The organism is Pelosinus baikalensis (genome assembly GCF_020819555.1).
In the GTDB taxonomy this organism is placed as follows: Bacteria; Bacillota; Negativicutes; order DSM-13327; family DSM-13327; genus Pelosinus; species Pelosinus baikalensis.
Genome location: NZ_JAJHJB010000002.1, coordinates 142,387 through 165,605 on the forward strand (window position 1 = coordinate 142,387; position 23,219 = coordinate 165,605).

23 protein-coding genes are annotated in these 23,219 nt (G+C 41.2%); all 23 read right to left on the reverse strand.

The features are described 5' to 3' along the window. Window positions 1-6: 6 nt before the first annotated feature. The 23 genes from LMF89_RS02150 to LMF89_RS02260 all read right to left on the reverse strand — a co-directional run bounded on the left by LMF89_RS02150 (window position 7) and on the right by LMF89_RS02260 (window position 23,143). A complete protein-coding gene (locus tag LMF89_RS02150; protein ID WP_229533689.1) occupies window positions 7-720 on the reverse strand; it encodes an LptA/OstA family protein in 714 nt (237 codons plus the stop codon). Beyond that, window positions 717-1,271 carry an LPS export ABC transporter periplasmic protein LptC gene (lptC, locus tag LMF89_RS02155; protein WP_229533690.1) on the reverse strand — a complete coding sequence of 185 codons (555 nt, stop codon included), beginning with the start codon at window positions 1,269-1,271 and terminating at the stop codon, window positions 717-719. The genes LMF89_RS02150 and lptC overlap by 4 nt, the downstream gene beginning before the upstream one ends. Further along, window positions 1,268-2,200, reverse strand: a complete 933-nt coding sequence (locus tag LMF89_RS02160) for a lysophospholipid acyltransferase family protein (RefSeq protein ID WP_229533691.1) — start codon at window positions 2,198-2,200, stop codon at window positions 1,268-1,270. Before LMF89_RS02160 ends, lptC begins: the two co-directional genes overlap by 4 nt. A 238-nt stretch (window positions 2,201-2,438) precedes the next feature. Further along, window positions 2,439-2,984, reverse strand: coding sequence for a KdsC family phosphatase (locus LMF89_RS02165; protein WP_229533692.1), 546 nt, complete (start codon window positions 2,982-2,984; stop codon window positions 2,439-2,441). Further along, window positions 2,984-3,952: a KpsF/GutQ family sugar-phosphate isomerase gene (locus LMF89_RS02170; RefSeq protein ID WP_229533693.1), complete on the reverse strand. Its 969-nt coding sequence runs from the start codon at window positions 3,950-3,952 to the stop codon at window positions 2,984-2,986. Before LMF89_RS02170 ends, LMF89_RS02165 begins: the two co-directional genes overlap by 1 nt. Window positions 3,953-4,077: 125 nt before the next feature. Next, window positions 4,078-4,902 carry a 3-deoxy-8-phosphooctulonate synthase gene (kdsA, locus tag LMF89_RS02175; RefSeq protein ID WP_229533694.1) on the reverse strand — a complete coding sequence of 275 codons (825 nt, stop codon included), beginning with the start codon at window positions 4,900-4,902 and terminating at the stop codon, window positions 4,078-4,080. 116 nt (window positions 4,903-5,018) lie between these two features. After that, the gene (gene kdsB / locus LMF89_RS02180) at window positions 5,019-5,741 is read right to left on the reverse strand and encodes a 3-deoxy-manno-octulosonate cytidylyltransferase (RefSeq protein ID WP_229533695.1); all 723 of its coding nucleotides are present in this window, start codon (window positions 5,739-5,741) and stop codon (window positions 5,019-5,021) included. Between the two features lie 206 nt (window positions 5,742-5,947). Next, on the reverse strand, window positions 5,948-7,114 hold the full coding sequence (gene lpxK, locus LMF89_RS02185; protein WP_229533696.1) for a tetraacyldisaccharide 4'-kinase: 1,167 nt from the start codon (window positions 7,112-7,114) through the stop codon (window positions 5,948-5,950). A 17-nt stretch (window positions 7,115-7,131) separates the two neighbouring features. Beyond that, window positions 7,132-8,427: a 3-deoxy-D-manno-octulosonic acid transferase gene (locus LMF89_RS02190; RefSeq protein ID WP_229533697.1), complete on the reverse strand. Its 1,296-nt coding sequence runs from the start codon at window positions 8,425-8,427 to the stop codon at window positions 7,132-7,134. A gap of 28 nt (window positions 8,428-8,455) precedes the next feature. Beyond that, window positions 8,456-10,180 carry a lipid A export permease/ATP-binding protein MsbA gene (msbA, locus tag LMF89_RS02195; RefSeq protein ID WP_229533698.1) on the reverse strand — a complete coding sequence of 575 codons (1,725 nt, stop codon included), beginning with the start codon at window positions 10,178-10,180 and terminating at the stop codon, window positions 8,456-8,458. Further along, entirely contained in the window at window positions 10,177-11,334 is a 1,158-nt protein-coding gene (gene lpxB, locus LMF89_RS02200; RefSeq protein ID WP_229533699.1) for a lipid-A-disaccharide synthase, read from the reverse strand. The genes msbA and lpxB overlap by 4 nt, the downstream gene beginning before the upstream one ends. 151 nt (window positions 11,335-11,485) lie before the next feature. Further along, window positions 11,486-12,289, reverse strand: a complete 804-nt coding sequence (locus tag LMF89_RS02205; RefSeq protein ID WP_229533700.1) for an LpxI family protein — start codon at window positions 12,287-12,289, stop codon at window positions 11,486-11,488. Window positions 12,290-12,300: 11 nt separating this feature from the next. Continuing rightward, complete coding sequence (lpxA, locus tag LMF89_RS02210) at window positions 12,301-13,119, reverse strand: acyl-ACP--UDP-N-acetylglucosamine O-acyltransferase (RefSeq protein ID WP_229533701.1); 819 nt, start codon at window positions 13,117-13,119, stop codon at window positions 12,301-12,303. 179 nt (window positions 13,120-13,298) lie between these two features. Next, window positions 13,299-13,727, reverse strand: coding sequence for a 3-hydroxyacyl-ACP dehydratase FabZ (gene fabZ, locus LMF89_RS02215; RefSeq protein WP_229533702.1), 429 nt, complete (start codon window positions 13,725-13,727; stop codon window positions 13,299-13,301). A 6-nt stretch (window positions 13,728-13,733) separates the two neighbouring features. Next, window positions 13,734-14,564 (reverse strand): UDP-3-O-acyl-N-acetylglucosamine deacetylase, encoded by an 831-nt coding sequence (gene lpxC / locus LMF89_RS02220; protein WP_229533703.1) that lies wholly within the window; start codon window positions 14,562-14,564, stop codon window positions 13,734-13,736. A 161-nt stretch (window positions 14,565-14,725) separates the two neighbouring features. Further along, on the reverse strand, window positions 14,726-15,499 hold the full coding sequence (locus tag LMF89_RS02225) for an amino acid ABC transporter ATP-binding protein (RefSeq protein ID WP_229533704.1): 774 nt from the start codon (window positions 15,497-15,499) through the stop codon (window positions 14,726-14,728). Window positions 15,500-15,579: 80 nt separating this feature from the next. Next, window positions 15,580-17,931 (reverse strand): hypothetical protein, encoded by a 2,352-nt coding sequence (locus tag LMF89_RS02230; protein ID WP_229533705.1) that lies wholly within the window; start codon window positions 17,929-17,931, stop codon window positions 15,580-15,582. 340 nt (window positions 17,932-18,271) lie between these two features. Then, window positions 18,272-19,141: a lysophospholipid acyltransferase family protein gene (locus LMF89_RS02235; RefSeq protein WP_229533706.1), complete on the reverse strand. Its 870-nt coding sequence runs from the start codon at window positions 19,139-19,141 to the stop codon at window positions 18,272-18,274. Between the two features lie 36 nt (window positions 19,142-19,177). After that, window positions 19,178-19,804: a YjbH domain-containing protein gene (locus LMF89_RS02240; RefSeq protein ID WP_229533707.1), complete on the reverse strand. Its 627-nt coding sequence runs from the start codon at window positions 19,802-19,804 to the stop codon at window positions 19,178-19,180. Between the two features lie 283 nt (window positions 19,805-20,087). Next, on the reverse strand, window positions 20,088-21,110 hold the full coding sequence (gene lpxD / locus LMF89_RS02245; RefSeq protein ID WP_229533708.1) for a UDP-3-O-(3-hydroxymyristoyl)glucosamine N-acyltransferase: 1,023 nt from the start codon (window positions 21,108-21,110) through the stop codon (window positions 20,088-20,090). 31 nt (window positions 21,111-21,141) lie between these two features. Beyond that, complete coding sequence (locus LMF89_RS02250; RefSeq protein ID WP_007958930.1) at window positions 21,142-21,558, reverse strand: OmpH/Skp family outer membrane protein; 417 nt, start codon at window positions 21,556-21,558, stop codon at window positions 21,142-21,144. Between the two features lie 103 nt (window positions 21,559-21,661). Further along, entirely contained in the window at window positions 21,662-22,603 is a 942-nt protein-coding gene (locus LMF89_RS02255) for a molecular chaperone Skp (protein ID WP_229533709.1), read from the reverse strand. A 66-nt stretch (window positions 22,604-22,669) separates the two neighbouring features. Continuing rightward, complete coding sequence (locus LMF89_RS02260) at window positions 22,670-23,143, reverse strand: OmpH/Skp family outer membrane protein (protein WP_007958926.1); 474 nt, start codon at window positions 23,141-23,143, stop codon at window positions 22,670-22,672. Between the last annotated feature and the right edge of the window lie 76 nt (window positions 23,144-23,219).

Here is a 23,219-nt window from a genome sequence, read left to right on the forward strand (position 1 = left end):
AGTGCTTTACTGAGGAGTTATAACTAACTTGCTGCGGCCTTGGACATCTACGACTTTATTGTCCATGTATAGGGTTAAAGTGTTTCCGGTTAGTACATTCCCCTCTTGTACTGCTCTGGCATTACCTGTTAAGACGGTTTTTCCCTGCTGATCTTTACTGCCATAATATACGGCATGATCTGCTACGGCATCTAGCTTACGTGCATCACTAACAATGTGCACATCTCCCTGAGCCACGGCACGATCTTCACTAAAGAAGGATTCGATTTGGTTAGCTGTCAGGGTGCTGTCTTCTGTTTCTAAGCGTGCCCAGCCGTTAACGACAGCATACTGTTTATCTGAGTAATAATCAATCTTAGGACCGTCCAATCGACTGCTCCCTTTGGTTAATATCGGGTTACCGATGGCAACGATGTGATTATTATCATAGGAATTCACTTCTTCAGCTAACAATGTGGCATCTTCTTGTACAACCTGGACACCACCATATATATGAGCTTCTTTTGTTTTGCTGTTATATTCTGCATTAGTGCCCGTCATGACAGCATTCTCCTGCACGATGCGGACATTGCCCTGGGCTGTCATAATACCTTTTACTGAATCATATTCAATGGTATCAGCTGCCAGTTCTACCGGTTTATTAGAAGCCGCATAACTATAGGAAATTACGCTAAGGGAGAGTACTAACCCAAGAGTTATATTCACTATTTTAGACTTCATTTGGACACTCCTCCTTTTACGACCTTAGCATTGCCAAATACTTTTATTTTCTCCATATTGGAATCACTCTCTATTTTATCCCCTGTAAGCACAGTATCATCTTTAGTAAGAATGACATTGCCAGAACCATATACTTTTTGGTCCGTACTCGACCAACGAGCCTCATTGGCTGTAAAAGTTGTGCCGTCACTTGCTGTCGCCTGCACTTTTACAGACATGGTAATGTCTTTTGTTTTGCTGTCCACAAATGCCTCTGGGGCTGTGATTTCAATTTTACCACCTTTTTCCTGATAAAAGGTTCCTACCAGATTTTTTAGTTGTACATTCTTTGTATCCACATCAATTTCAATGAACTCAGCCTTTAATTCCCACAGGGGTTTTCCATCCTTTTGCTCCACAATCGAATTTCCCACATAAGCGAGTTTTGAGGTTTGTTGATCCTTTGGCTCTTCCGGAGGAGCTTGGGCAAGGGGTTCATCTTTTAAAAAGTAATACAAACCACTTACTAGTATTATAATACAGGCAAGAATCATTCCTGCTTTCTTTTTCATGCCTGTTTACCTATCCTTTCCGGGGATATACTTTGCTCATACTTCACATCAGTCTCAGAATAAGCTGTATTCCAGCGTTTTTGAAACCATAGCCATTCATCGGGATATTCTCGAATGGTGTTTTCAATAATATTCGTCATTTTGACTGTAATTTTATAGTTATCTTCTACTTCATTACCTGTATCTTCATAATAAAAAGGTTCATGAATGATAATTCGATGCCCGCCTTCGGGTTTACGAACCATAAAAACCGGTACAACAGGAGCCTTAAATTTTTTGGCAAACACTGTCGGTCCGGTTGGAGTAGAAGACATTTTACCTAGAAATTCAATGAATAAGCCCGTCGTGCCTGCATCCTGATCCGCTAAAAATCCAAGAATCTTACCTTTCTTCAGGGCCCTTGCCGCACTGACTAATTCGGTGGTGCCACGGGCAAAAATTTCCATGCCCACCATTTCACGGTATTCATTTAGGATTCTAGTATGCTGATCATTGGGCTGGCGCTTAATCACAGCAGCCACCGGGAAACCATCCATTGCTAAAGAAGCTCCCAACCATTCCCAATTGCCCACATGAGCCGTAAGCAGAACCACACCTCGTCCTTGCTCTACTGCTTCAGCAAGAAAATGACGATTTTCTATCGTAATATATTGATGCAAATTCTCTAACGTGAGAGCAGGCATATACAGCATCTCTACAAACGTTTGCCCCAATTTAATAAACAAACTGTCAATATGCTTTTGGGCAGCTTCTAACGAAATTCCCAGCGACTCTTGTATCTGCAGTAAAGCTCGCCGCCTCTGCCGTGCAGCAATACGATAATATAGTTTTCCCAGAATCTTCCCTAACAATAAAACACCTTTATACGGTAATAAACAGATTAAAAAACTCAACATTTTTAGTAAATAGTACTGCCAAGCATTAGACATTGGCGACCTCCTTTCTGTAGGGGATGAACACACCCCGCCCTACGGGCACCCCTCTCATAAAGAGGAGAATTTATAATAAAATACGTTGTAGTCTCTGATACCAAAATGCTAATCAGAGAAAACATCTAAAACGAATCAACCACAAAGACGCAAAGGACACAAAGGGTTTTACTTATATTTTTTTTGTGCAATCCTTTGTGTGTGCGTTAGCGGCATTGTGCCTTTGCGGTTCATATTGTTACTGTCTGCTTTCGACTTTGCCGCCTTGAAGGTAGGAATTGATGATGTCGTCCCATTTTCCTTGGGTTTTTAGAATGAATTCCACCACTTCTCTCACGGCTCCTTGGCCGCCTTGTTTGGTGGTTATGAAGTGAGCATGTTGTTTGACTTCCGGTACAGCATTGGCTACCGCGCAGGCTAAGCCAACTTGTCTCATGATGGACAGATCCAGCAAATCATCTCCTACATAGGCTACTTCTTCCGAGCGCAAGCTGTATTTAGTTAACAAAACAGAAAGCGCTTCTACCTTATCCTTAGCTCCCTGGTGTACATCCATAATTTTTAGTTCAATACTGCGCAAATGAACGATTTGACTTTCGCGTCCCGTGATGATAGCCGTTTTTATACCTGCTTGATGTGCAAGTGCAATGCCTAATCCATCATGAGAATGAAAATTCTTCATCAATTCGCCATCCCTGCCAAAGATAATATGTCCATCTGTCAGTACACCATCTACGTCTAGCACCAGAAGCTTAGTATTTTTAGCACAGGCTTCTATACCCATTATACCACTCCTTGACGTAATAAGTCAGTAAGGTGAATAATACCAATCGTTTTATTATTTTCATCCACGACTGGCAGCACTGTAATGGGGCGAGGATGATTTTTTTCCATAACAGAAAGAGCTTGAGCCGCTAATTTATTAGCTGTAATGGTACGAGGATTTTTAGTCATGATACTATCTACCTTTTTATCTAAGAATTCGTGACCATGTTCCAAGCCTCTGCGAATATCGCCATCGGTAATAATCCCCACTAAATGACCTTGCTGATCTACAACATTTGTCGCACCAAGCCCCTTGCCGGTAATAACAAACAAGGCTTCCTTCACTGTTTTATCCAGCGTAACGACAGGATTGTCTTCTCCTGCATGCATTACATTTTCAACTGTTAAGAGTAATTTACGACCTAATGATCCTCCTGGATGAAAGACCGCAAAGTCTTCTGGAGTAAATTTACGTTCCGATAGTAAAGCGATAGCCAAAGCATCCCCCATAGCCAATGTTGCAATGGCACTGGCCGTTGGCGCTAGCCCTAATGGACACGCTTCTCTTTCCACAGCTGTATCTAAGAATATATCCGCATTTTTGCCCATTGTAGAATCTTCGCAGCCACACATGACAATAATACTGGCACCGATTCGCTTAATGGCAGGAAAGATGCTGACTACTTCCGAAGTTTCACCACTATTTGATAAAGCCAGTACAATATCATTCGGTGTGACCATCCCCAAATCTCCATGAATTCCTTCAGCAGGATGAAGAAAATAAGCAGGGGTTCCAGTACTGGCAAAGGTTGCAGCAATCTTTCTGCCAATATGACCGGATTTTCCCATACCCGTAACAATCACTCTTCCCGAACATTCTAAAATCATTGTCACCGCTGCTGTAAATTGACCATTGATTCGAGGAATCAGACTCTCAATAGCTGCAGCCTCAATTGCCAATACTTCTTTTGCTTGTTCAATAATCATAGTATTACCTCCCCAATAAAATTATTAAACCACAAAGGCACAAAGGACACTAAGAGTTATTCCCCTTTGTGTGCTGCGATAGCGGCATTGCGTCTTTGTGGTTCATTTTTTTTTGTGAATCTATATTACTTATGCTTCCTAACTACATGATCAAGAGCTTGTACATCTTTTAATAAGTCTTCTAATTGTTCAATATATAGCATGTTAGGTCCATCGGATAACGCTTCGGCGGGATTATCATGAACTTCCATAAATAAAGCATCAACACCTACTGCCACAGCTGCCCGAGTCAGATAGGGCACAAACTCCCGCTGTCCGCTTGAGGTCGTTCCTGCTCCCCCCGGTAATTGTACACTATGAGTCGCATCAAAAACAATCGGATAGCCAAAGGAGCGCATAATGGGCAAGGAGCGCATATCGGCAACTAGATTATTATAACCGAAGCTTGCACCTCGTTCTGTAAGAAGAATATTCTCATTGCCCGCCTCGCGAATCTTGGCAACTACATTCTTCATATCATTTGGTGCTAAGAATTGCCCTTTTTTCACATTAATGACTTTACCTGTCTTTGCTGCATCATTTAGTAAATCCGTCTGACGGCATAAGAAAGCTGGAATTTGTAAGATATCCAATACTTCTGCTGCTGGACTTACTTGATCACTGGAATGAATATCACTTACAACAGGAACACCCAGCTCTTTTTTGATGTGACTAAGTATTGCTAACCCTTCTGTAAGGCCTGGTCCGCGAAAAGAGGAATAAGAGGAGCGATTGGCTTTATCAAAGGATGCCTTAAAGATATATGGAATACCCAGTCTATCTGTGATCTCCTTGATCGCTTTACCAATTTTTAGAGTACGTTCCACTCCCTCAATCACGCAAGGTCCGGCAATCAAAGCAATAGGATTCTTTGCCCCTACTGTAATAGAACCAATATTAACTGTATTCATAGAAAAAACCTCCTAAATATTTTTAACGAAGAGTGTAGGTTACTTTGAACCACAAAGGCGCAAAGGACACAAAGGGTTACGCAAGGTTTTTATAAAATCCTTTGTGGTTAGTCTCCTTAATTTTTCAATAGCAAATTTACTTTTTCCAAATCTTCTATGGTATCTACGCCAATGGATTTGAAATTGGTTTTGATTACTTTTATGCGATAGCCATGTTCTAGGGCTCGTAATTGTTCTAATGATTCCGTCTTTTCTAAAGGGGTTGGAGCTAATTTTGCATATTTTAGCAGAAATTCCCGCCGATACGCATATATTCCAATATGCTTAAAGACTGGCAAACCAATCTCAACGCGAGGAAAAGGAATCAGGGAACGAGAGAAATATAAGGCATAACCTTGTAAATCCGTGATTACTTTTACGGCACCGGGAACCTGGTACTCACTTGTATCCATTTGGGTCATTAACGTAGCCATATTGAGATCAGGATTGTTATCAAAAGCACCGGCTAATTGATCAATCACTTCAGGCTCGATCATAGGCTCGTCCCCTTGGACATTAATAATTAAATCCACATCGGGGCATTGCTCTGCAACTTCGGCCAGCCGATCGGTACCCGTAGGGTGATCCGCAGATGTTAATAGTACCTCACCGCCAAATTTTTTAACTGCTTCCAGTACAAACGGATGGTCAGTTGCTACAATCACACGCTGGGGGCGCTTTGCCAGAGCAGCCCTTTCATATACATGTTGTATCATTGGCTTGCCCGCTATATCCGCTAAAGGCTTACCTGGAAGCCGAGTTGATGAATACCGTGCTGGAATAACGCATACTATATTCATAGAAAAAACCTCCCCTTATCTAGCAATATCAAGGAAAATTCTTGATTCTTTAAAATATATAAAACAGGATCGAACCACAAAGACGCAAAGGACACAAAGGGTTATATATATTTTTTGTGTTCTCCTTTGTATGCTGCATTAGCGGCATTGTGCCTTTGTGGTTCGTAATTTTTTACGGTAGAAGACACAGAGAAAAGGCAATTAGATTAATTATCAGCAGCATCCTGCTTATTTTCTACTTTTTTAATTAAACCCATTAGATCTTCATAGCCTTCTGTAAAGAATACAGCAATGCTCAGGACATATAAAGGCAATGGACGATCAGAGTGAATAAATTCTGCAGGAATTTTTACTGCATCTTTTTCTGTAGTAACCAAGGCATATACCTTTTCATCTACGGCTTTTTGCATAATATACTGCATTTCTGCCATAGTATAGTCATGATGATCAACATATCTTACGCCGCATACATCTGATACGCCAAGATCCAAAATGGTCTGTTCAAAGGAAGAGGGGTTGCCGATAGCCGAAAAGGCCAGCACTTTATGACCGCGGACACTTTCTAATGCTACGTTCTTACGTCCTATTGTCCCTTTATACCATTCTTCAATTTCTACGAAACACCGAGGCTTATGAATACTTTCCACAACTAAGGCCTTTTTATTGTATTGATTCAAGGTGCTATAAATCATTTCCTTAGCCTCAAGGCTTGACTGATCAATTTTTGTCAGTAAAAAGATTTGTGCCCGGGATAAATTGGACAAAGGTTCTCGCAAAGTTCCTCTCGGCAGCATAAATTGATTGCCAAACATGTTTAGAGAATCAATTAATACAATGTCTAAATCACGTGCCAATTGCCAATGCTGAAATCCATCATCTAAAATAATGACATCTGCCTTTAGCTCATTCACAGCATATTCGCCTGTAATAATGCGATTACTCCCAATTACTACTGAAACCTTAGGTAAGCTTTTCGCTAATAAATAGGCTTCATCGCCAGCTTCCGCTGCAGACATATAGATTTTTTCCCCATCTGAAACTAAACCAATCTGCCCTCTCCACCCAGCCCTATAGCCACGGTTTAAAATGACTACTCGATAGCCCATGTCCCGAATGATCGTAGCCAATCGCTGAGCAGTAGGAGTTTTACCAGTTCCGCCTACTGTAATATTCCCTAGACTAATAACATGGCAAGCCAGCTTGTGCTGCGTTAAAATTCCATACTTATATAAGGCTAGCTTACAAAGCACTGCCCAGCCATAAATAACAGAGAAAATATGCAGTACACCCAGCAGGAAATCTGTAAGAATGCCTGGTTCTTCACCATGTATTAATCGATATAAATAAAGTTGTATTTCTTCACGTTGGCGCATACTTGTTCCGCCTTTGTTCAATTTATTCGTCCCAATAACTCTTTTAGATACATCACACTTTTGCGCGAAGCTCCACGATTTTCTTCAATAATCGCCAATGTTTCTTGGGACATCTTTAACCGTAATTCTTCATTATTTAAAAGCTCTAAAAACGTTGTCCCCAACGTTTCAGCATCATATACTGTCACACATGCCTGCCTGCCAGAAAATAATGCATAGGTCTCTTTAAAATTAAACATATGAGGACCAACCAGAATCGGTTTGCCATGCGCTGCAGGTTCCAGAATGTTGTGACCCCCTCGCGGCACAAGACTGCCTCCTACGTAAATAATGACACCAATGCTATATACTTTCCCTAACTCTCCAATGGTATCCAGCACAATAATATCATGCTGCTCACGAGACTGCTGAGAAAATTTAGTCCTGAGTATTCCTTTAAAACCATAGGTTGCCGCTAAGTTAACAATTTCTTCGCTGCGTATAATATCCCTTGGTGCGATTAAAAGCTTTGCGCTGGGATATGATTCTCGTACCTTTTGAAAAGCAATTAGTAAGATTTCTTCTTCTCCGGGATGGGTACTTCCCGCTACCAAAACAGGAACTGATTCTTCAATCCCCATTCCCTGGCGCAGGGTTTGCTGTTCTTTTAGCGTAACATTGGTATAGGTTTGATCAAATTTGGTGTTACCCGTAACAACAACTCGCTGTACATCTGCTCCCAAACGAATAATATACTGGGCATCAATGGTAGATTGCATGCAGAATTTCTCTACGGTATTCAACATACTTTTTAGTATGCTGCGCATATAATGATATCGTTCCACACTTTTATCGCTTATTCTGCCATTCACCATCATAACGGGGATAGAAAAATGTCTTGCGGCCTTTAAAAAGTTAGGCCACAATTCGGTTTCCACCAATAAGAACACACTGGGACGAACCCGTTTCACCACGCTATGGCTAAGATACGGCAGATCCAGAGGGAAGAAGATAATACTATCTGCATCTTTAATAATTCTTTTGGCCATGTCATACCCACTGGAAGTCACTACAGATATTAATATGGGCTTATCAGGAAGTTCATGACTAATCTCTTTTATAATAGGGCTTGCTGCAACAATCTCACCTACTGATGCTGCATGCAGCCAAATACAATCTTTTTGCAGCACCGGTGCCAACTCTTCTTCTGGTATAAAACCAAAACTTTGCCGTAAGCGCCGACCAAATCCTTCTTCCCGAATAAAACGGAAGAGGAACACTGGAGCAGCCAGCACAACAAGCAATGTGACTAATAAATTGTAAAGAAAATGCATGTTAATACCTCTTTTTCATCGTTCCTCTTTACCGTTTCTCAAACTGAACTTGATATAACTTGCTGTATAAGCCATCCGCTGCCAAAAGTTCTGCATGAGTACCCTGCTCTGCAATTTTACCCTTTTCCATTACTACAATTAAATCGGCACGCTGTACAGTAGACAAACGATGGGCAATCACAAAAGATGTTCGCCCGATCATTAATTTATCCACCGCTTCCTGCACTAATTTCTCACTTTCTGTATCTAATGCTGATGTGGCTTCATCCAAGATCAGCACGCGAGGGTTTTTCAAAATCGCTCTGGCAATGGAAATGCGCTGCCTTTGACCACCGGATAACTTTGAGCCTCGCTCGCCAATTTGCGTATCATAGCCGTCAGGCATATCGATAATAAACTTATGAGCGTTGGCCGCTTTTGCAGCATTCACAACTTCGTCATAATCAGCATCTAATTTTCCATATAAAATGTTATCGTATACACTGCCATTAAACAAAATCGTCTCTTGGGGAACAATGCCAATTTGTTCTCGCAAGGATTGCAAGGTAACTGTCTTTATATCAATACCATCAATGGTAATATTACCATCTGTCGTATCATAAAACCGTGGAATCAGATTAGCAATGGTGGTTTTACCAGCACCGCTTGGTCCTACAATTGCCACTACCTGGCCTGGATTGATTTTGAGGTTCAGCTGCTGCAAGGCAGGTTCACCTTTTTTATATTCAAAAGTTACATTATTTAATGCCACATATCCTTCTATGGTTGGCAATGCAATAGCACCTGGCATATCTTCGATTTCTGGCTTGGTATCAAGCACTTCGAATACTCGATCCGCGGCAGATAATGCCTTTTGAATATTGCCGTATACACGACTTAAGCGTTTAAGGGGATTGCTCAAATTGATTGCATACATTAAAAAGGCAATCAGCGAACCAGCCGTCAAGTTATTAGCAATAACTTCTTTTCCTCCATACCATATAATAAGGGTAACGCCAATGGCAGCCAAAAATTCAATGACGGGAGTTAAAGTAGCCATAATTTGAGAATTTTTCATCTGTGCTCTAAAATTCTGGTTATTTTCCTTTTGGAAACGCTCTATTTCATAGTCTTCTCTGGCAAAGGATTTAATAACTCGTACAGAGGAGATACTTTCCTGCAAAACAGAGGTTATGTCAGCCGTCCGTTCCTGCACAGTCATACTGGATGCTCGCAATTTTTTTCCAAAAATCTTAATCGCCTGCCCGACTAACGGCAAAGTTACTAAGGTCAAGAGAGATAGTTTCCAGTGAAGATAAAACATGGCTCCTAATGAACCAATTAAGGTCATTCCTTCGGTGACCAGTTCAATCATACTCTCCACCAAGGCACCTTGTACTGCAGCTACATCATTGGTAATATAACTCATAATTTTACCTGTCTGGCGTTTTTCAAAATACGATAACGACAGACGCTGCATATGCCTGTATATTTCTCCACGCATGTCTATAATGACCTTCTGTCCAATATAGGACATGAGATAGGTTTGTCCGAAGAAAAAGATACCTCGCAGAAAATATACAATCACAATGCCAATCGTAATCGTATTAAGCATTGACATGTTTTTTGTTGTTAGCACCTCATCAATCACTTCTCGCAATATCCAAGGCACATATAAAGTGGCACTTGCCGCTAGAATGATACAAAAAACTGCTACAACCATTCGCGGTAAGTAGGGTCTTATATATTGTAACAGACGCGTATAGGTTGTCATCTTTGTCCTCCACTTAACCCTTGACCTTCAGCTACGATTAAAATTTCCTTTGCTACACGCTCAACAGCACCAACCTCACCCAGCTTGCGTTTTACCTCAGCCAAGTCTTGCAGCATGTTCTCATGCAAATAGGAATCCAATAATATAGGTATTGTTTCATTAGCAATATTATCTGCTGTTACTGCAGATTGCAATAATTCTGGTACTACCTTACGTCCCGCAATAATGTTAGGCAGGCTGATGTATGGAATTTTTACTAACAGTTTACCCAAAAGGTAGGTAAGGGTTGCTAATTTGTATATAATTACGGTAGGTAGGTTTAATAAAGATGCCTCTAAGGTAACTGTACCGGAAGCCGCAATCGCTACATTTCCAATATTCATCAAATCATACGTGTTCTTTTCCGTTAAAACAACCTTAATTTTATATTTTTCGATCATACTATGTAGCATTTCCCGGGAAATTGTCGAGGCCACCGGCAGAAAAAATTGACATTCTGGTACTTTTTCTGCTATTTTCTCCCCAGCCGCAAGCATGACAGGTAATAAACTGATGATTTCCTGTTGGCGGCTGCCTGGCAACAACAGTACAATTGGCTTCCCGGAATCAGCCTCAAAGTATTGATAAGCCTCTGGCTTTGACATGGTTGGTTTTACAATATCGAGCAATGGATGTCCTACAAAAGTAACATTCGCTCCAGCTTCTTTATAAACCTCCGCTTCAAAAGGAAAAATAGCCGCCACTTTTTCTACGATTTTGGCGACTTCTTTTGCTCTGCCTTTTCTCCATGCCCAGACCGAAGGACTAATATAAGATATTACGGGAATACCTTTTTCTTTAGCAATTTTAGCCAATCGCATATTAAAGTCAGCATAATCAATAATGACTAGGGCATCAGGTTTCTCCTGTTCCATGAGTTCGGCTAGGTCATCGCGCAATTTAAATAATCTCGGCAGGTTTTTTATGACTTCCACAAAGCCGATAACACCTAAATCGGCAATATCATATACAATATCCACACCAGCCTCTGCCATTGCCTTGCCGCCCATGCCAAACATTTTGATGTTAGGTTGTATGGCTTTTAACGCATGAGCAACACTAGCCCCATGCAAATCACCTGATGCTTCTCCTACTGAAATCATGATTTTACACATACAAAGCCTCCAACAAATAGTAGCTCAAAAAATTTTTTAAAGCTCTTTGAACCACAAAAGCACAAAAACGCTAACGCGTTACACAAAGGGAACGTTCCATAGTGTCCTTTGTGTCTTTGTGGTTCAAAAATACTAGGTATCTCTTATTTTATCACATTACCAGAATTGTTATGCCATGATTGTTGGCTATTTTTAGAACGGTTTGGCGATCTACCAGCAGAGTTTTGCCTGCTTCCATGGCGAGAGCTGTCGCTCCTGCCGCAAGCATGGATTCTATGGTATTCGGTCCCACAGTTGGTACATCAAAACGCATGTCCTGATTCGGTTTGGCGACTTTTACTACTCGCACGCCGCATCGTCCTAATTCACCGCCGCGGCGAATACATGCATCTGTACCTTCAATGGCTTCTACAGCCATGACAGCACAATTCTTCACTACTACCGTCTGACCAATATCCAATCTGCCAATCTCTTTGGCCATCGTAAAGCCAAAATCCAGATCCGCTTGTTCTTCTTCTGTCGGTTCCCGATCCGTCAGCACACCAGGTCCTGGCATCAATGAACGAATCAAAGCTGTTTGATCTAAGATGCCCAGCCCTTCCATTGCCAATTCACGAACAAAAGCTAACATAATGGTATCATCACTATTATCAGTAAGACCTGCTAACAGTTTTTGTATCCGACTGTCAAGGGCAACTGCACCTGCGAACATTAATTCTTTAGTGACTTTGCCAATCATAGTAACTTCCGTAACGCCTTCTTCTTTAAGGGTAGTAATAATGGCTTGTAATTGACCAACGCTAATATGGTAGGTTTTATTTGCCACCCGATCTAATTCTTCATCTGTCCCAGGCACCACACTGATAGCAATCACGGTAAAGCCCATGCCGCGAGCGGCACGGGCAAATTCTACTGGCAATCTTCCAATACCAGCTAATAAACCTATTATTTTCATTTGTTAAACTCCTATTCTCCGTCCCGACGACCGCGGCAGACACCCCGCTCTACATTACGCAGAAAACGCAGGAAATGTTCCACTTCAGGATAGGATTCTAATTCTTGTTCCATGACTTCAATCGCTTGAGCTAAAGGCAGTCCGGAACGATACAAAGTTTTATATGCTTTTTTGATATTATTGCGGGCTTCGCGACTTATCCCAGAACGAGCCATACCCACATTATTGAGTCCTGATACGCGGGCTGGATGTCCATCTGCAATCACAAAAGGAGGGATATCCTGTACCACTTTGGATGCGCCGCCTACCATTGCATTCATGCCAATCTTTACAAATTGGTGAACTCCAGTTAAACCACCGATAACAGCTCGGTCTTCTACAACCACATGACCAGCCAATGTCGCTGCATTAGACATAATCACATGATTCCCAACAATACAGTTATGAGCTACGTGGGTATAAGCCATCAGTAAGCAATCATGACCAATTCGGGTTTCCTCGCCTTCACCAGTAGCTCGATTTACCGTAGCAAATTCTCTAATTTTGGTGTTATCGCCAATAAAAACATAGCTTTTCTCACCAGCAAATTTTAAATCTTGAGGATCTGAACCAATGGATGCACTCGGGAATATTACACAATTCTTTCCAATACTGGTCCAGCCATCTATAATAGCATGGGCACTAATTTTAGTCCCATCACCAATTACTACATTCTCACCAACCACTGCATATGGGCCAATTTCAACATCTTTGCCGATACGAGCATTGGGATGAACGACTGCTGTCTCATGTATTTTACGCAGAGGTACGACAACCTTTTCCGGCTTCATCTGCTCATCAACTCCTTACTAGACTAAATACATTTTTGTTACATGCTACTATATTTATAATCCGACTGACCAGTCTAAACATGGCAGACAATTTTACGCCAATTTTTACCGTTTATAGCCCTTTTCTCGGTATTATCTCACTGATGATTCTGATTAACACTATTTTACTTCTTTTTTCATTATCTGGCAGATAATGCGAATAAAAATTCTCCTTCTGCCACCAATTGATCATCAACAAAAGCTTGGGCCCATATTTTCCCCATGCTGCTTCGTATTTTAATAATTTCTGCGACCATTCGTACTTGATCACCAGGAACTACGGGTTTTCTGAATTTAACGCGGTCCATGCTAACAAAATATGCCAGATTTCCACGATATTCCTCGGCGTATAACATTGCCACGCCACCAACTTGTGCCATAGCCTCTAATAGTAATACACCAGGCATAATGGGTTTCCCTGGAAAATGTCCTTGGAAGAATTCTTCATTCATAGTGACATTCTTAATGCCAACAGCCCGTTTCATAGGATCAAGTTCAAGAATACGGTCCACTAATAAAAATGGATACCGATGAGGAATGATTTCTTGTATTTCAGTTGCAGACAACATGTGTATTCAGCTCCTTACCAAAATATGGTCCACTATTTTTTTTGCCAATGCGGTATTTAATGCATGGCTTGACTTTACGGCAATAACATGACCTCTAATACGACCTGTTAATGCCAAATCGCCAATAATATCTAAAATCTTATGACGAACCAGCTCGTCTTGGAACCGCAGAGGTGTGAGAGCCTTTACATCATCGTATACCACTGCATTTTCCAAGCTGCCGCCTAAAGCGAGGCCTTGGGACTTAAGCTGCTCTACCTCATGCATAAAACCAATCGTCCGCGCTGATGCAATTTCAGAAATAAAACTATCTCTTGTAATTTCATAATCACCAAATTGCACGCCTAACATGGGATGAGAATTAATTGAGGTAAAAGTGACTCTAAATCCATCATAAGGCAATATCGCAATAAACTTGTCATTCACTCTCACTGTTTGGGCTTCTGTAACGGATACGAACTGACGAGAAGTATTTTGCTCCACCACACCAGCCTCTTGAATCATCTGAACAAAAGGCAGAGAGCTGCCATCTACTACGGGAGGCTCTACCGCATTAATTTCTACCAGACAGTTATCTACTTCCATGGCAAAAAAAGCTGCTAGCAGATGTTCCACCGTAAAAACTTTTGCCAAGCCTTTCTCTAATGTAGTAGCTCGCATGGCATTCGTAACATTGTTAGCCGTCGCCGCTACTTGTGGTGCTCCTGGCAAATCGATCCTTGCAAATACAATTCCCGTATCAGGAGGTGCCGGTTTGATCGTAATCGTCACGTCTTGACCTGAGTGTAATCCGATACCCGTGTATGTTATAGCTTTTGCTATTGTTGTTTGCTGCATAATGTCCTCCTGATATAATGACCTTTATACATTCTATAGAATATTTCTTCTCCCTGCAAGAAGTATTTTCAAAATTATTTTGTATTTGGCGAATAAAACGAATCGGAACCACAAAGGCGCAAAGGACACAAAGGGAATAGGATCAAGAGTTCCAGAAATTTTTAAGCAATATTCTTGCTGTTTAGGGTGCGGGCATTGGTCATTTGCTGATACTCAATGAGTTCTTTGTACTGCTGGCCGATATGGGATGCGGGGTTGCCAAATACGTCTTCTGGCATTCCCTCTTCTACAATACTGCCCTTATCCATCAATATAATGCGATCAGCAACGTGTATGGCAAAGGATATTTCATGAGTTACAACCAACATGCTGCTCGCTCGGTATTTTGCCAGTTCTTCCATGATGACTAGAACTTCCCTAACTAAAATAGGATCAAGAGAAGCTGTGGGTTCATCCCATAGCATGAGTTCAGGTTCAAAAGCCAGCGCTCTTGCTATACCTACCCGCTGCTGCTGTCCCCCTGACATTTCAGCAGATTTGTGCTGGGCACGCTTTTCCAGTCCAACCTTTTCTAATGCCTCCATCGCTTTATCATATGCCGCACCCCGTGGTATGCCATCCATTACTAATCCTAGCATAACATTTTCTACTGCGGTTAAACGTCCAATTAAATTAAATTGCTGAAAGACAAAACCGATGCGTTTACGAACCCGGCGTAATTCTTCCAGGTCGAGTTTCGTTATTTCCGTACCGGAAACACAGATTCTCCCACTATCGGGTTCAATTAGGCGATTGATCATACGAATCATTGTTGATTTTCCACAGCCAGATGGTCCCATAAGAACTGCTGTTTCCCCTTCTTTCACATGTAAGTTGAAATCATTCACAGCCACCAGCTTTCCAAAGCTTTTATACAGATTTTCAATCGTAAGCATAGAATCACCCCCTTTCAGTTTAAAATATATAAAATGAATCGAACCACAAAGGCGCAAAGGACACAAAGGAGAGTGTGTTTTTACTTAAATTTCATTTTACGCTGGTTTAGCTTTTGCAATAGACCGGGGCGGCCGCTGGGGATGACAATCTCTCGCATGATTTCATCAACAGACAATCCTAATGATTGACCTGCCATCATTTCATCATTTGACATTGGACTAATTTTTTCCGTATAACAAGCAACGATCAGTCCAATGAGCGCACCTACTAAAGGTACAGCGATCCATGGTAAATAAGGAATTCCGCTTCTCCCTAAGACAAATATACTGGTTAATAATATAGCGCCGATTACCATGCCATAGATTCGTTCAGCGCCTGTGAAAAAAGCTGCCGCTGAGCGCAGTAACCCACGCCAGCCTTTCAACCGTTGTCTTTTATTGATTCTGCTGCAACGTATAACCGTCATAATCGCTGTATGATCCAGGGCCAAAAAGAGTATCGTGACAATAATTGCGGTCATTCCAGAAAGAACCGCTCTCACTTCATTTAATACACTATACAGCTCACCACGTGCATTGGGTTCAATAATCCCAAGATCAGTAGAATATAAAGACACATTCTTATGACCCACCTGACTATATACAATAGGTGCTACTGCATCTGTGCTGATATTGCTGGTGGTGAGGATTTGAATCCGTTCTCCTGGAATCGCTTGCCCAGCAATAAACTTATCTAACACAGATACGGAACGAGTAATTTCTTCATCCTTAAGGTTCGGCACAGCAGCTGCCAGATATTGCAATTGCCCACTCACTAGAGGTGTATCTAGTTGTCCCAGCTGGTTTAAGCGGGTATTGATGCTATTCAAATTTTTCTTAGTACCTTCAACGTCAAATGCACGTAAGGTTCCAATTGTATTGTTTCCATTGGCTACAATATTGTCAATCGACCCTTTAGCCTGACGCGCATCAGCAGCAACGGTATCCAATGCTGCTAATCCTGATTTTAAAGTACTTAAGTTTCTCTGAGAGGCAATTAGATTGTCCACCGTTCCACCAACGCTGCTATCTACTAATTTTAGCACTTGTAAGGTATTAATTAGCCCTCCCATGGATCTAGAAGAACTATCTATCTGATTTTGTACGGATTTGGTATCAATATTGGCAAGACCGCTGGTAGCTGTTTGAATGGTCGTACCTGCTGCTTTTAAACTAGTTAGCGTTTGCTCCATAGCAGTAATACTATTGCTGTAATTGTTCAGCGTAAGGGTAGCAATTTGGTTTAAATTTTGACTATCCTGAGCAAATCCTGGAATCTGATCTACGATCTTGGTGGTTTCTGTTAACGCTGTCCCCAGCTGCTGTCTTGGATTCTGATACGCAGCTGTACCAACATAATCACTAATTACACTATTACTTACCCGATATCCTTGATTATTTGTAAGAAGAGCCGCATCTCCTTGGGTAATCGTCCCTTCCCCTTTGCCATCCGTGTGCACAGCTGTAATTTGCACCATTACATTTCCTTTATCTACAGGATTACCAGGCGCCAAAGCCGGCCCAGTACCTGCAAATGCAATGGTATCTCCTTTTACTAACTTTCCACTTCCATTTGGCGTGATCGTCACTTGAGAAGCATAGGCTACTAAAAATCGCTTTAGTTCCATCATCGTACTAACCATATAGGTCATATCATCATTTTTGCCGTCAATGGACACATTTTTGGCATATTCCAACTTCAATTGACTTTTCATAGCATCTCCGATAGACTCTCCCATACGAATCGGATTTTGGGGTTCACTGCCTACGGGGAAGCTGATTTCAATTACTTGGTATTGTTTTAAAACCTTTTTAATTTCCTCTGTTACCACGGTAGCTTTATCAAGAGATGATAACACAACACCAATGGATGAACCATCACGGAAAGTAAAGCGTACACCGTCAATCTGTGTAATAACATCCATCATCATGGTTCTTGCTCCTTCTGGCACACCACGAATGGTCAGTCTTGGTTCTGTTAGAACACCAACTCCTGCACCACCAGGGATACCACCAAAAGTCTTTCCTAATTCTTCATAGGTTTGCTTGGTTCTATATTCTTCAGGTATAGCAATAAAGAAAGAAGTTTTACCTGTAATAGTTGGTCCTTCTTTCATTCTTGCTCCCGGAAAAACTTCTTCAATAATTTTTTGAATATGGGTTGCAGTATCTTCTTTCATTTCCTCCCGGGATTGAATGAGAATATCATATTCACCATAGTCACCTACTAAACTCGCTAAAGTTTTGGAAAAATAGGAATTGGCTGCCATAGATATAGAAGTAGCAAGCAGCGAACCAATCACGATACTAACTACCATGAGGGTGATGACATCAAGATAAAATGAATCCTTTCTTAGATTCATGATTTTTCTTTTGGCTAGACTAGTAGACATGACTTATTCACCCCTTTCCTTCAAGGGTTAATTATATCACGTATATCAAAAAAACTAAATACGTATATACTATTTTCGTTAAATGTATATACTGGAAAGCCGTTTTTGAACCGCAGAGGCGCAGAGAGCACAGAGAGCACAGAGAGAAAAAATGAATTGAACCGCAAAGGCGCGAAGGACACAAAGGGTTAGAAATTATTTTTCTTGTGCACTCCTTTGTGTGCCGCAGTAGGCGGCATTGCGTCCTTTGTGGTTCATGAAATCTTATAAAAAAACTTTGCTATGTTTCTGGTGACACGGATGTCGATTTACCAGAAACGAAGCAAAGTTTGCTTTGTATTTATTTACTTATTTTCGGTGTGCTTTTCCACCGATTGTGCAGCCAGAACCATTCATGGGAGATATTTCGCACATGTTGTTCAATAATGTTTGTCAATTTTTGTGTCATGAGAAGAAGGTCTTCTTCCCGGTTATTTGTTTTTTCTACCCACTCGGGAGGATGTAATATTACTTTATGAGTACCATCAGCGTTTGCTGTAATGAATGCCGGAATAATGGGAGCGCCTTTCATGCGGGCTAAGGCTGCAGCTCCAGGAGGCGTTGAGGCTAAACGCCCAAAGAATTCAACTAGAACACCATCACGATGAGCATCCTGATCCATTAAGAGACCAATAATCTGGCCTTCTTCTAGCATTCTAACCATTTCACGCACACCAGTTTTATAGGTTACATGCATACCGGCTCTCGTACGATTCTCATTTATGAACTTATCCATATCCCCATTGGTCTGCTTTTGTACTACAGCTACCAAAGGAAAACCATACATCGCTAAGGAAGCCCCCAGCATCTCCCAGTTGCCGCTATGAGCTGTCGCCACTATTGCACCTTTTCCATGTGACAGCGCCTCTGTTAAATATTCGGGATGATCAATCGCTACATATTGCTTTATATTATCTTTATTAATCCTGGGCATACGCAAAACTTCCATAAACATCTTACCAAATCGTGTCGTACTCCGCTTGGCGATCTGATAAGCCTGCTTTCGATCAAGAGATAAACTGCACATAATGTTTTCAATTGCCATGCTTTTACGTTTACGAGGCACTAATGCCCAGCATACTTCTCCTAGCACATTTCCGATACTTTGCCATACAGCCCGAGGCAGCATACTGATAATACTACTCATCATTTTCACAAATTTATATAGCATGTATGCTCCTCCTCACCTGAATCGTCCTAACAAAGATTAATAGGTATAACTCACACCAACATATCCGTCATGATCACGCCAGCCTGCATCCAGCTTAAGCCCCGGTACAATGGCCATACGCGCGCCATAATTCATATGCTTACCATCATATTCAGCAATCAATGTTGTCGCGGGGAAAACATTATTACCTGTTAAGACGCTAATAGGATTGATGGTTTTTTCAATACCAGCAAACACGCCATCAAATCGTCCATTACCTGCGCCTACATGCATCCGAAACCCAAAAGGCAGTGCCTTGCTTGCTACAGCATATGCCGAACGCTCACGAGTATTCGCTATATCTTCTATCCCCACTGCCAGCCCTGGGTTCAGTACACTTTCTGATAGAATACTAAACTTGGCATTTACATAATTTTCATTATCTTGATGATCATAACGAAATCCTGCCATACCAATTTCTAACTTAGGCAATATATTCGTATTAAATATACCTACACCACCATCTTTCAGGTGATAATAACCTAAGGAAAATTCACCTTCCCGTAGTACATCTGAAGATGGATTGTTAATTAAACCTGTAGATCCATTCACAGATGGTGCTGCAGAAACAGGCGCAGCTGCTAATACTAATGCACAACTAATTCCAAATAAAACTTTTTTCACGAGGATCCTCCTTAAGATCAATTACTTTTAGTCCAATATTCATATATTCTTCATAACTGCCTACAATCCTGCCAAAGCTACTTAGGTAATAATTGCCCTTTAAAAACATAATTGAACCACAAAGACGCAAAGGACACAAAGGGGATTATTTATTAACAAGAATCCCCTCTTGAGAGGGGTGGCACGCAGTGACGGGGTGTGTTCCCTTCAGTTGTTTGAACCACAACAAAGCCACAAAGGACACCATGGAAGATCTCCTCTGTGACTTTGCAGTTTGTATTTCTTATTCTTTACTTTCTATAGCAGCTAAGCGCTTTTCTAGGTCTTTGACTTTCTTAAGTAAATCAGGGACTTTATTAGAGCTGGCTTCTCCTCGTAACCATTCCTTGTGGGGTCTGGCTGGGAATCCGGAATAGAAGGAACCAGCAGGTACATTACCAATCACTCCCGCTTTAGCTGCAAACACGGAATTGTCGCCAATCGTTATATGACCAGCGCAGCCTGCTTGTCCGGCAAAGGTAACGTTATTGCCAATTTTAGTGCTACCTGCAATACCAGTTAGAGCAACAAAAAAGCAATTTTCGCCGACGACAACATTATGAGCCAAATGCACCAAATTATCAATTTTAGTCCCTTGTTTCACAAGGGTACTGCCTGTAGTCGCCCGATCAATTGTAGCATTTGCTCCTATTTCTACATCGTCTTCAATGATCACATTGCCCACTTGAGGAACTTTTTGATGACGACCACTTACAGTAACAAAACCAAAACCATCACTGCCTACTACTGCACCGCTATGAAGTATGGATCGACTGCCAATATGGCACCGTTCCCGCACTGTCACATTGGGATATAGGATGCAGTCACTGCCAAGAACAGCTTCTTTTCCAATATAAGTATGGGGATAAATAATTGTATGATTCCCGATTTTTACATGGTCATCAATTACTGCATAGGCCATAATCGCCACATTTTCACCAAGAGTAACATTCTTCCCCAGCACCGCTGTAGGATGAATGCCAGGTTCAATCATGACTTTCGGCGCATATACTTTTAATAATTCTGTAAATGCCGTTCTTGGATTTTCCACCAGAATGGCAGGTTTACTAAATTCTGTGACAGTCATGGGAATGATAACGGCAGCGGCACTAGACCGTGCCGCTTTTTCCAAATGAGGCGGTACAGCAAAGGAAATATCTGCTGCACCTGCATCTTCCAGATTTGTTACCCCCGTTATTTCAATGTCACCATCACCTAGTAACACACCATTTACCAAGTCAGCAATTTCTCTTAATGTCTTCTTCAATGAGAAATCCTCCTGAATTGCTATCTAATTCTTATTGTAGCTTTTTAATCACGTCATCTGTAATATCTGTACCGCCTTGGGCTACGCCATTCTTATATAGAATCACACCTAGTTTTTTCTCTTTAGCAATACCATCTAAGGTTTCTTTAATACTGCTGTCAATTTGTCCTTCCATTTCTTGCTTCACTTTCATGAACTCTGCATAAAGTGTCTCTTGTTTCTTTTGAAAATCAGCTGCACTTAAGGATGCTTTATCTTTTTCCAATTGATCACTAAGTTCTTTGCCTTTCACATTCAATTGTTCCTGAAATTGCTTTACCTTAGGGCTTTCTGTCATTACCTTATTTACATCAATTACACCCACATTACCGCTTGAATTACAACCGCCTAAAAGAGCAGCTGTAAATACTAATAAGAACAATAATGCTATTTTTTTTCCTTGTTTCATTGTAAGTCCTCCCATTCCTTTGCTTCATTTTTTTTGCGAAGTTAATACTGTTTCAAGAAATACTTTACTAATTTTTGAAACAGTATTATTATATACAACTTTACTATTTATTACACTCTGTAATAACAGCAGCGGTTATATCCACACCACTCACATTCACAGTCACATTGGTCAACACTGCTTCAAGACCTGACTCAATTGCAACTTTACCTGTTTTATCGCTGATATCTTGAACGATCCAGTCCTGCAATGCTTTTAGTTCTTGCTGCTTCATCATTGCCTGCTGCTGACCATTACCAGACTCTTGTGCCGTATTCCCCTGCAGGGACAGGGTTTGCATATTCCGTGCCGCTATTTCCTCTTGCTTAGCAGCAGCTTTTTGAGAAATCTCTTGGTTAACCTGCTTACTATAGGCTTCTAATTCCTGCTGCGCAGCAGCCTTGTCAGGGGCCATCTTTTCCGTCATTTGCCCAGCCAGCTGTTTTTGCTTCTCAGCGATTTTTTCGGCACGCTGGGTTTGCAATGTTTCTAATTGTTCTTGCAGTGAAGCAGCTTCTTCCTTCTCTAGCTGCACAGTTTTTAATTTGAGTTGTAAATTAAAGATTTGTGGCTGATATTCTTTATCAATTTCATCGGTATAAACTTTAAATTCATCCGACAGAGTCTGATGAATGCTATTTTCTTTTGCTGCAAGCCTCGTGTTGACTTCTTGTTCTTTTAAGGACATCTTTTCCGTAAATTCTTGTTGAAAAGTCTTGTTTAATTCCGCCAAATCTCCTTGGGATGTTTCTGGCAGATTCAACGTTTTCTGGGCGCTTTGCGCCATAGCAGCCTGCTGGGCCTGAGCCTGAGCTGAAATGCTTCTTACTTCTTCTTCTAAAGCCAGCACTTGTTTATATTTAGGATGTGACTGTACTGCCTTTTTCATATCAACAATACCTACTAGGGGCTGAGGTTCCTTAGTGTCTTGCACTTTCTTGGTACTACATCCGGCAACAAGCATCATTAAAGCCAGTATCATGATAAGAAACTTATGATTTGACACCCCATCACCCTCTTTCTAATAAAGGGCCGAGCTGGTGAAACCTGCTCGGCCATACTGCATTTTTAATTACTTGCCACTAATTTTTTTGCCAACTTCAGCCGTAATGTCCTGGCCGCCATAAACGACATTGCCTTTATCCATAACTACAGATAATCCTTTAGCATCTGCAACTGCTTTGATAGCCGCATCTACTTTTTCAAATACTGGATTAATTAATTCTTGCTCTTTTAAGGTCAAGCGCTGTTGAACTTGTGCATAGTAATCTTGCTTTTCTTTGTCGTTCATTGTCGCTGATTTTTCTTCAAAGTCTTTTTTTGCCTGTTCTACTTCAGCCTGCATTGTTTTCTGTGCGTTCGCCATATCTGGGTGCTGAGAAATTAACAGCTGATGATTCACGACACCAATCTTAGAGGAATTATTGGCCTCCGCTGCATAGGATGTACTACTTTGTGATACTGCCAATCCAACTATACCTAACAGAAACATCACTGCTATTGCTAGGGATACAAATTTCACTTGCTTCTTTTGTAATTTTAGCATAATAAACCTTCTCTCTGCCTATTGGCATCAAATTTTACCTCTTTATTATAACAGGGTATACCCACATATTCAAGAT

Excerpts from the sequence above, each read along its gene's own strand:
- LMF89_RS02205 (WP_229533700.1), bottom strand. The coding sequence starts at position 12,289 with ATGAAAATAATAGGTTTATTAGCTGGTATTGGAAGATTGCCAGTAGAA.
- LMF89_RS02190 (WP_229533697.1), bottom strand. The coding sequence starts at position 8,427 with ATGCATTTTCTTTACAATTTATTAGTCACATTGCTTGTTGTGCTGGCT.
- LMF89_RS02230 (WP_229533705.1), bottom strand. The coding sequence starts at position 17,931 with ATGTCTACTAGTCTAGCCAAAAGAAAAATCATGAATCTAAGAAAGGAT.
- lpxA (WP_229533701.1), bottom strand. The coding sequence starts at position 13,119 with ATGAAGCCGGAAAAGGTTGTCGTACCTCTGCGTAAAATACATGAGACA.
- lpxC (WP_229533703.1), bottom strand. The coding sequence starts at position 14,564 with ATGCAGCAAACAACAATAGCAAAAGCTATAACATACACGGGTATCGGA.
- LMF89_RS02170 (WP_229533693.1), bottom strand. The coding sequence starts at position 3,952 with ATGATTATTGAACAAGCAAAAGAAGTATTGGCAATTGAGGCTGCAGCT.
- LMF89_RS02165 (WP_229533692.1), bottom strand. The coding sequence starts at position 2,984 with ATGGGTATAGAAGCCTGTGCTAAAAATACTAAGCTTCTGGTGCTAGAC.
- LMF89_RS02250 (WP_007958930.1), bottom strand. The coding sequence starts at position 21,558 with ATGAAACAAGGAAAAAAAATAGCATTATTGTTCTTATTAGTATTTACA.
- kdsA (WP_229533694.1), bottom strand. The coding sequence starts at position 4,902 with ATGAATACAGTTAATATTGGTTCTATTACAGTAGGGGCAAAGAATCCT.
- lpxK (WP_229533696.1), bottom strand. The coding sequence starts at position 7,114 with ATGCGCCAACGTGAAGAAATACAACTTTATTTATATCGATTAATACAT.
- LMF89_RS02160 (WP_229533691.1), bottom strand. The coding sequence starts at position 2,200 with ATGTCTAATGCTTGGCAGTACTATTTACTAAAAATGTTGAGTTTTTTA.
- lptC (WP_229533690.1), bottom strand. The coding sequence starts at position 1,271 with ATGAAAAAGAAAGCAGGAATGATTCTTGCCTGTATTATAATACTAGTA.
- LMF89_RS02225 (WP_229533704.1), bottom strand. The coding sequence starts at position 15,499 with ATGCTTACGATTGAAAATCTGTATAAAAGCTTTGGAAAGCTGGTGGCT.
- kdsB (WP_229533695.1), bottom strand. The coding sequence starts at position 5,741 with ATGAATATAGTATGCGTTATTCCAGCACGGTATTCATCAACTCGGCTT.
- msbA (WP_229533698.1), bottom strand. The coding sequence starts at position 10,180 with ATGACAACCTATACGCGTCTGTTACAATATATAAGACCCTACTTACCG.
- LMF89_RS02235 (WP_229533706.1), bottom strand. The coding sequence starts at position 19,141 with ATGCTATATAAATTTGTGAAAATGATGAGTAGTATTATCAGTATGCTG.
- lpxB (WP_229533699.1), bottom strand. The coding sequence starts at position 11,334 with ATGTGTAAAATCATGATTTCAGTAGGAGAAGCATCAGGTGATTTGCAT.
- LMF89_RS02260 (WP_007958926.1), bottom strand. The coding sequence starts at position 23,143 with ATGCTAAAATTACAAAAGAAGCAAGTGAAATTTGTATCCCTAGCAATA.
- LMF89_RS02150 (WP_229533689.1), bottom strand. The coding sequence starts at position 720 with ATGAAGTCTAAAATAGTGAATATAACTCTTGGGTTAGTACTCTCCCTT.
- fabZ (WP_229533702.1), bottom strand. The coding sequence starts at position 13,727 with ATGTTGTCTGCAACTGAAATACAAGAAATCATTCCTCATCGGTATCCA.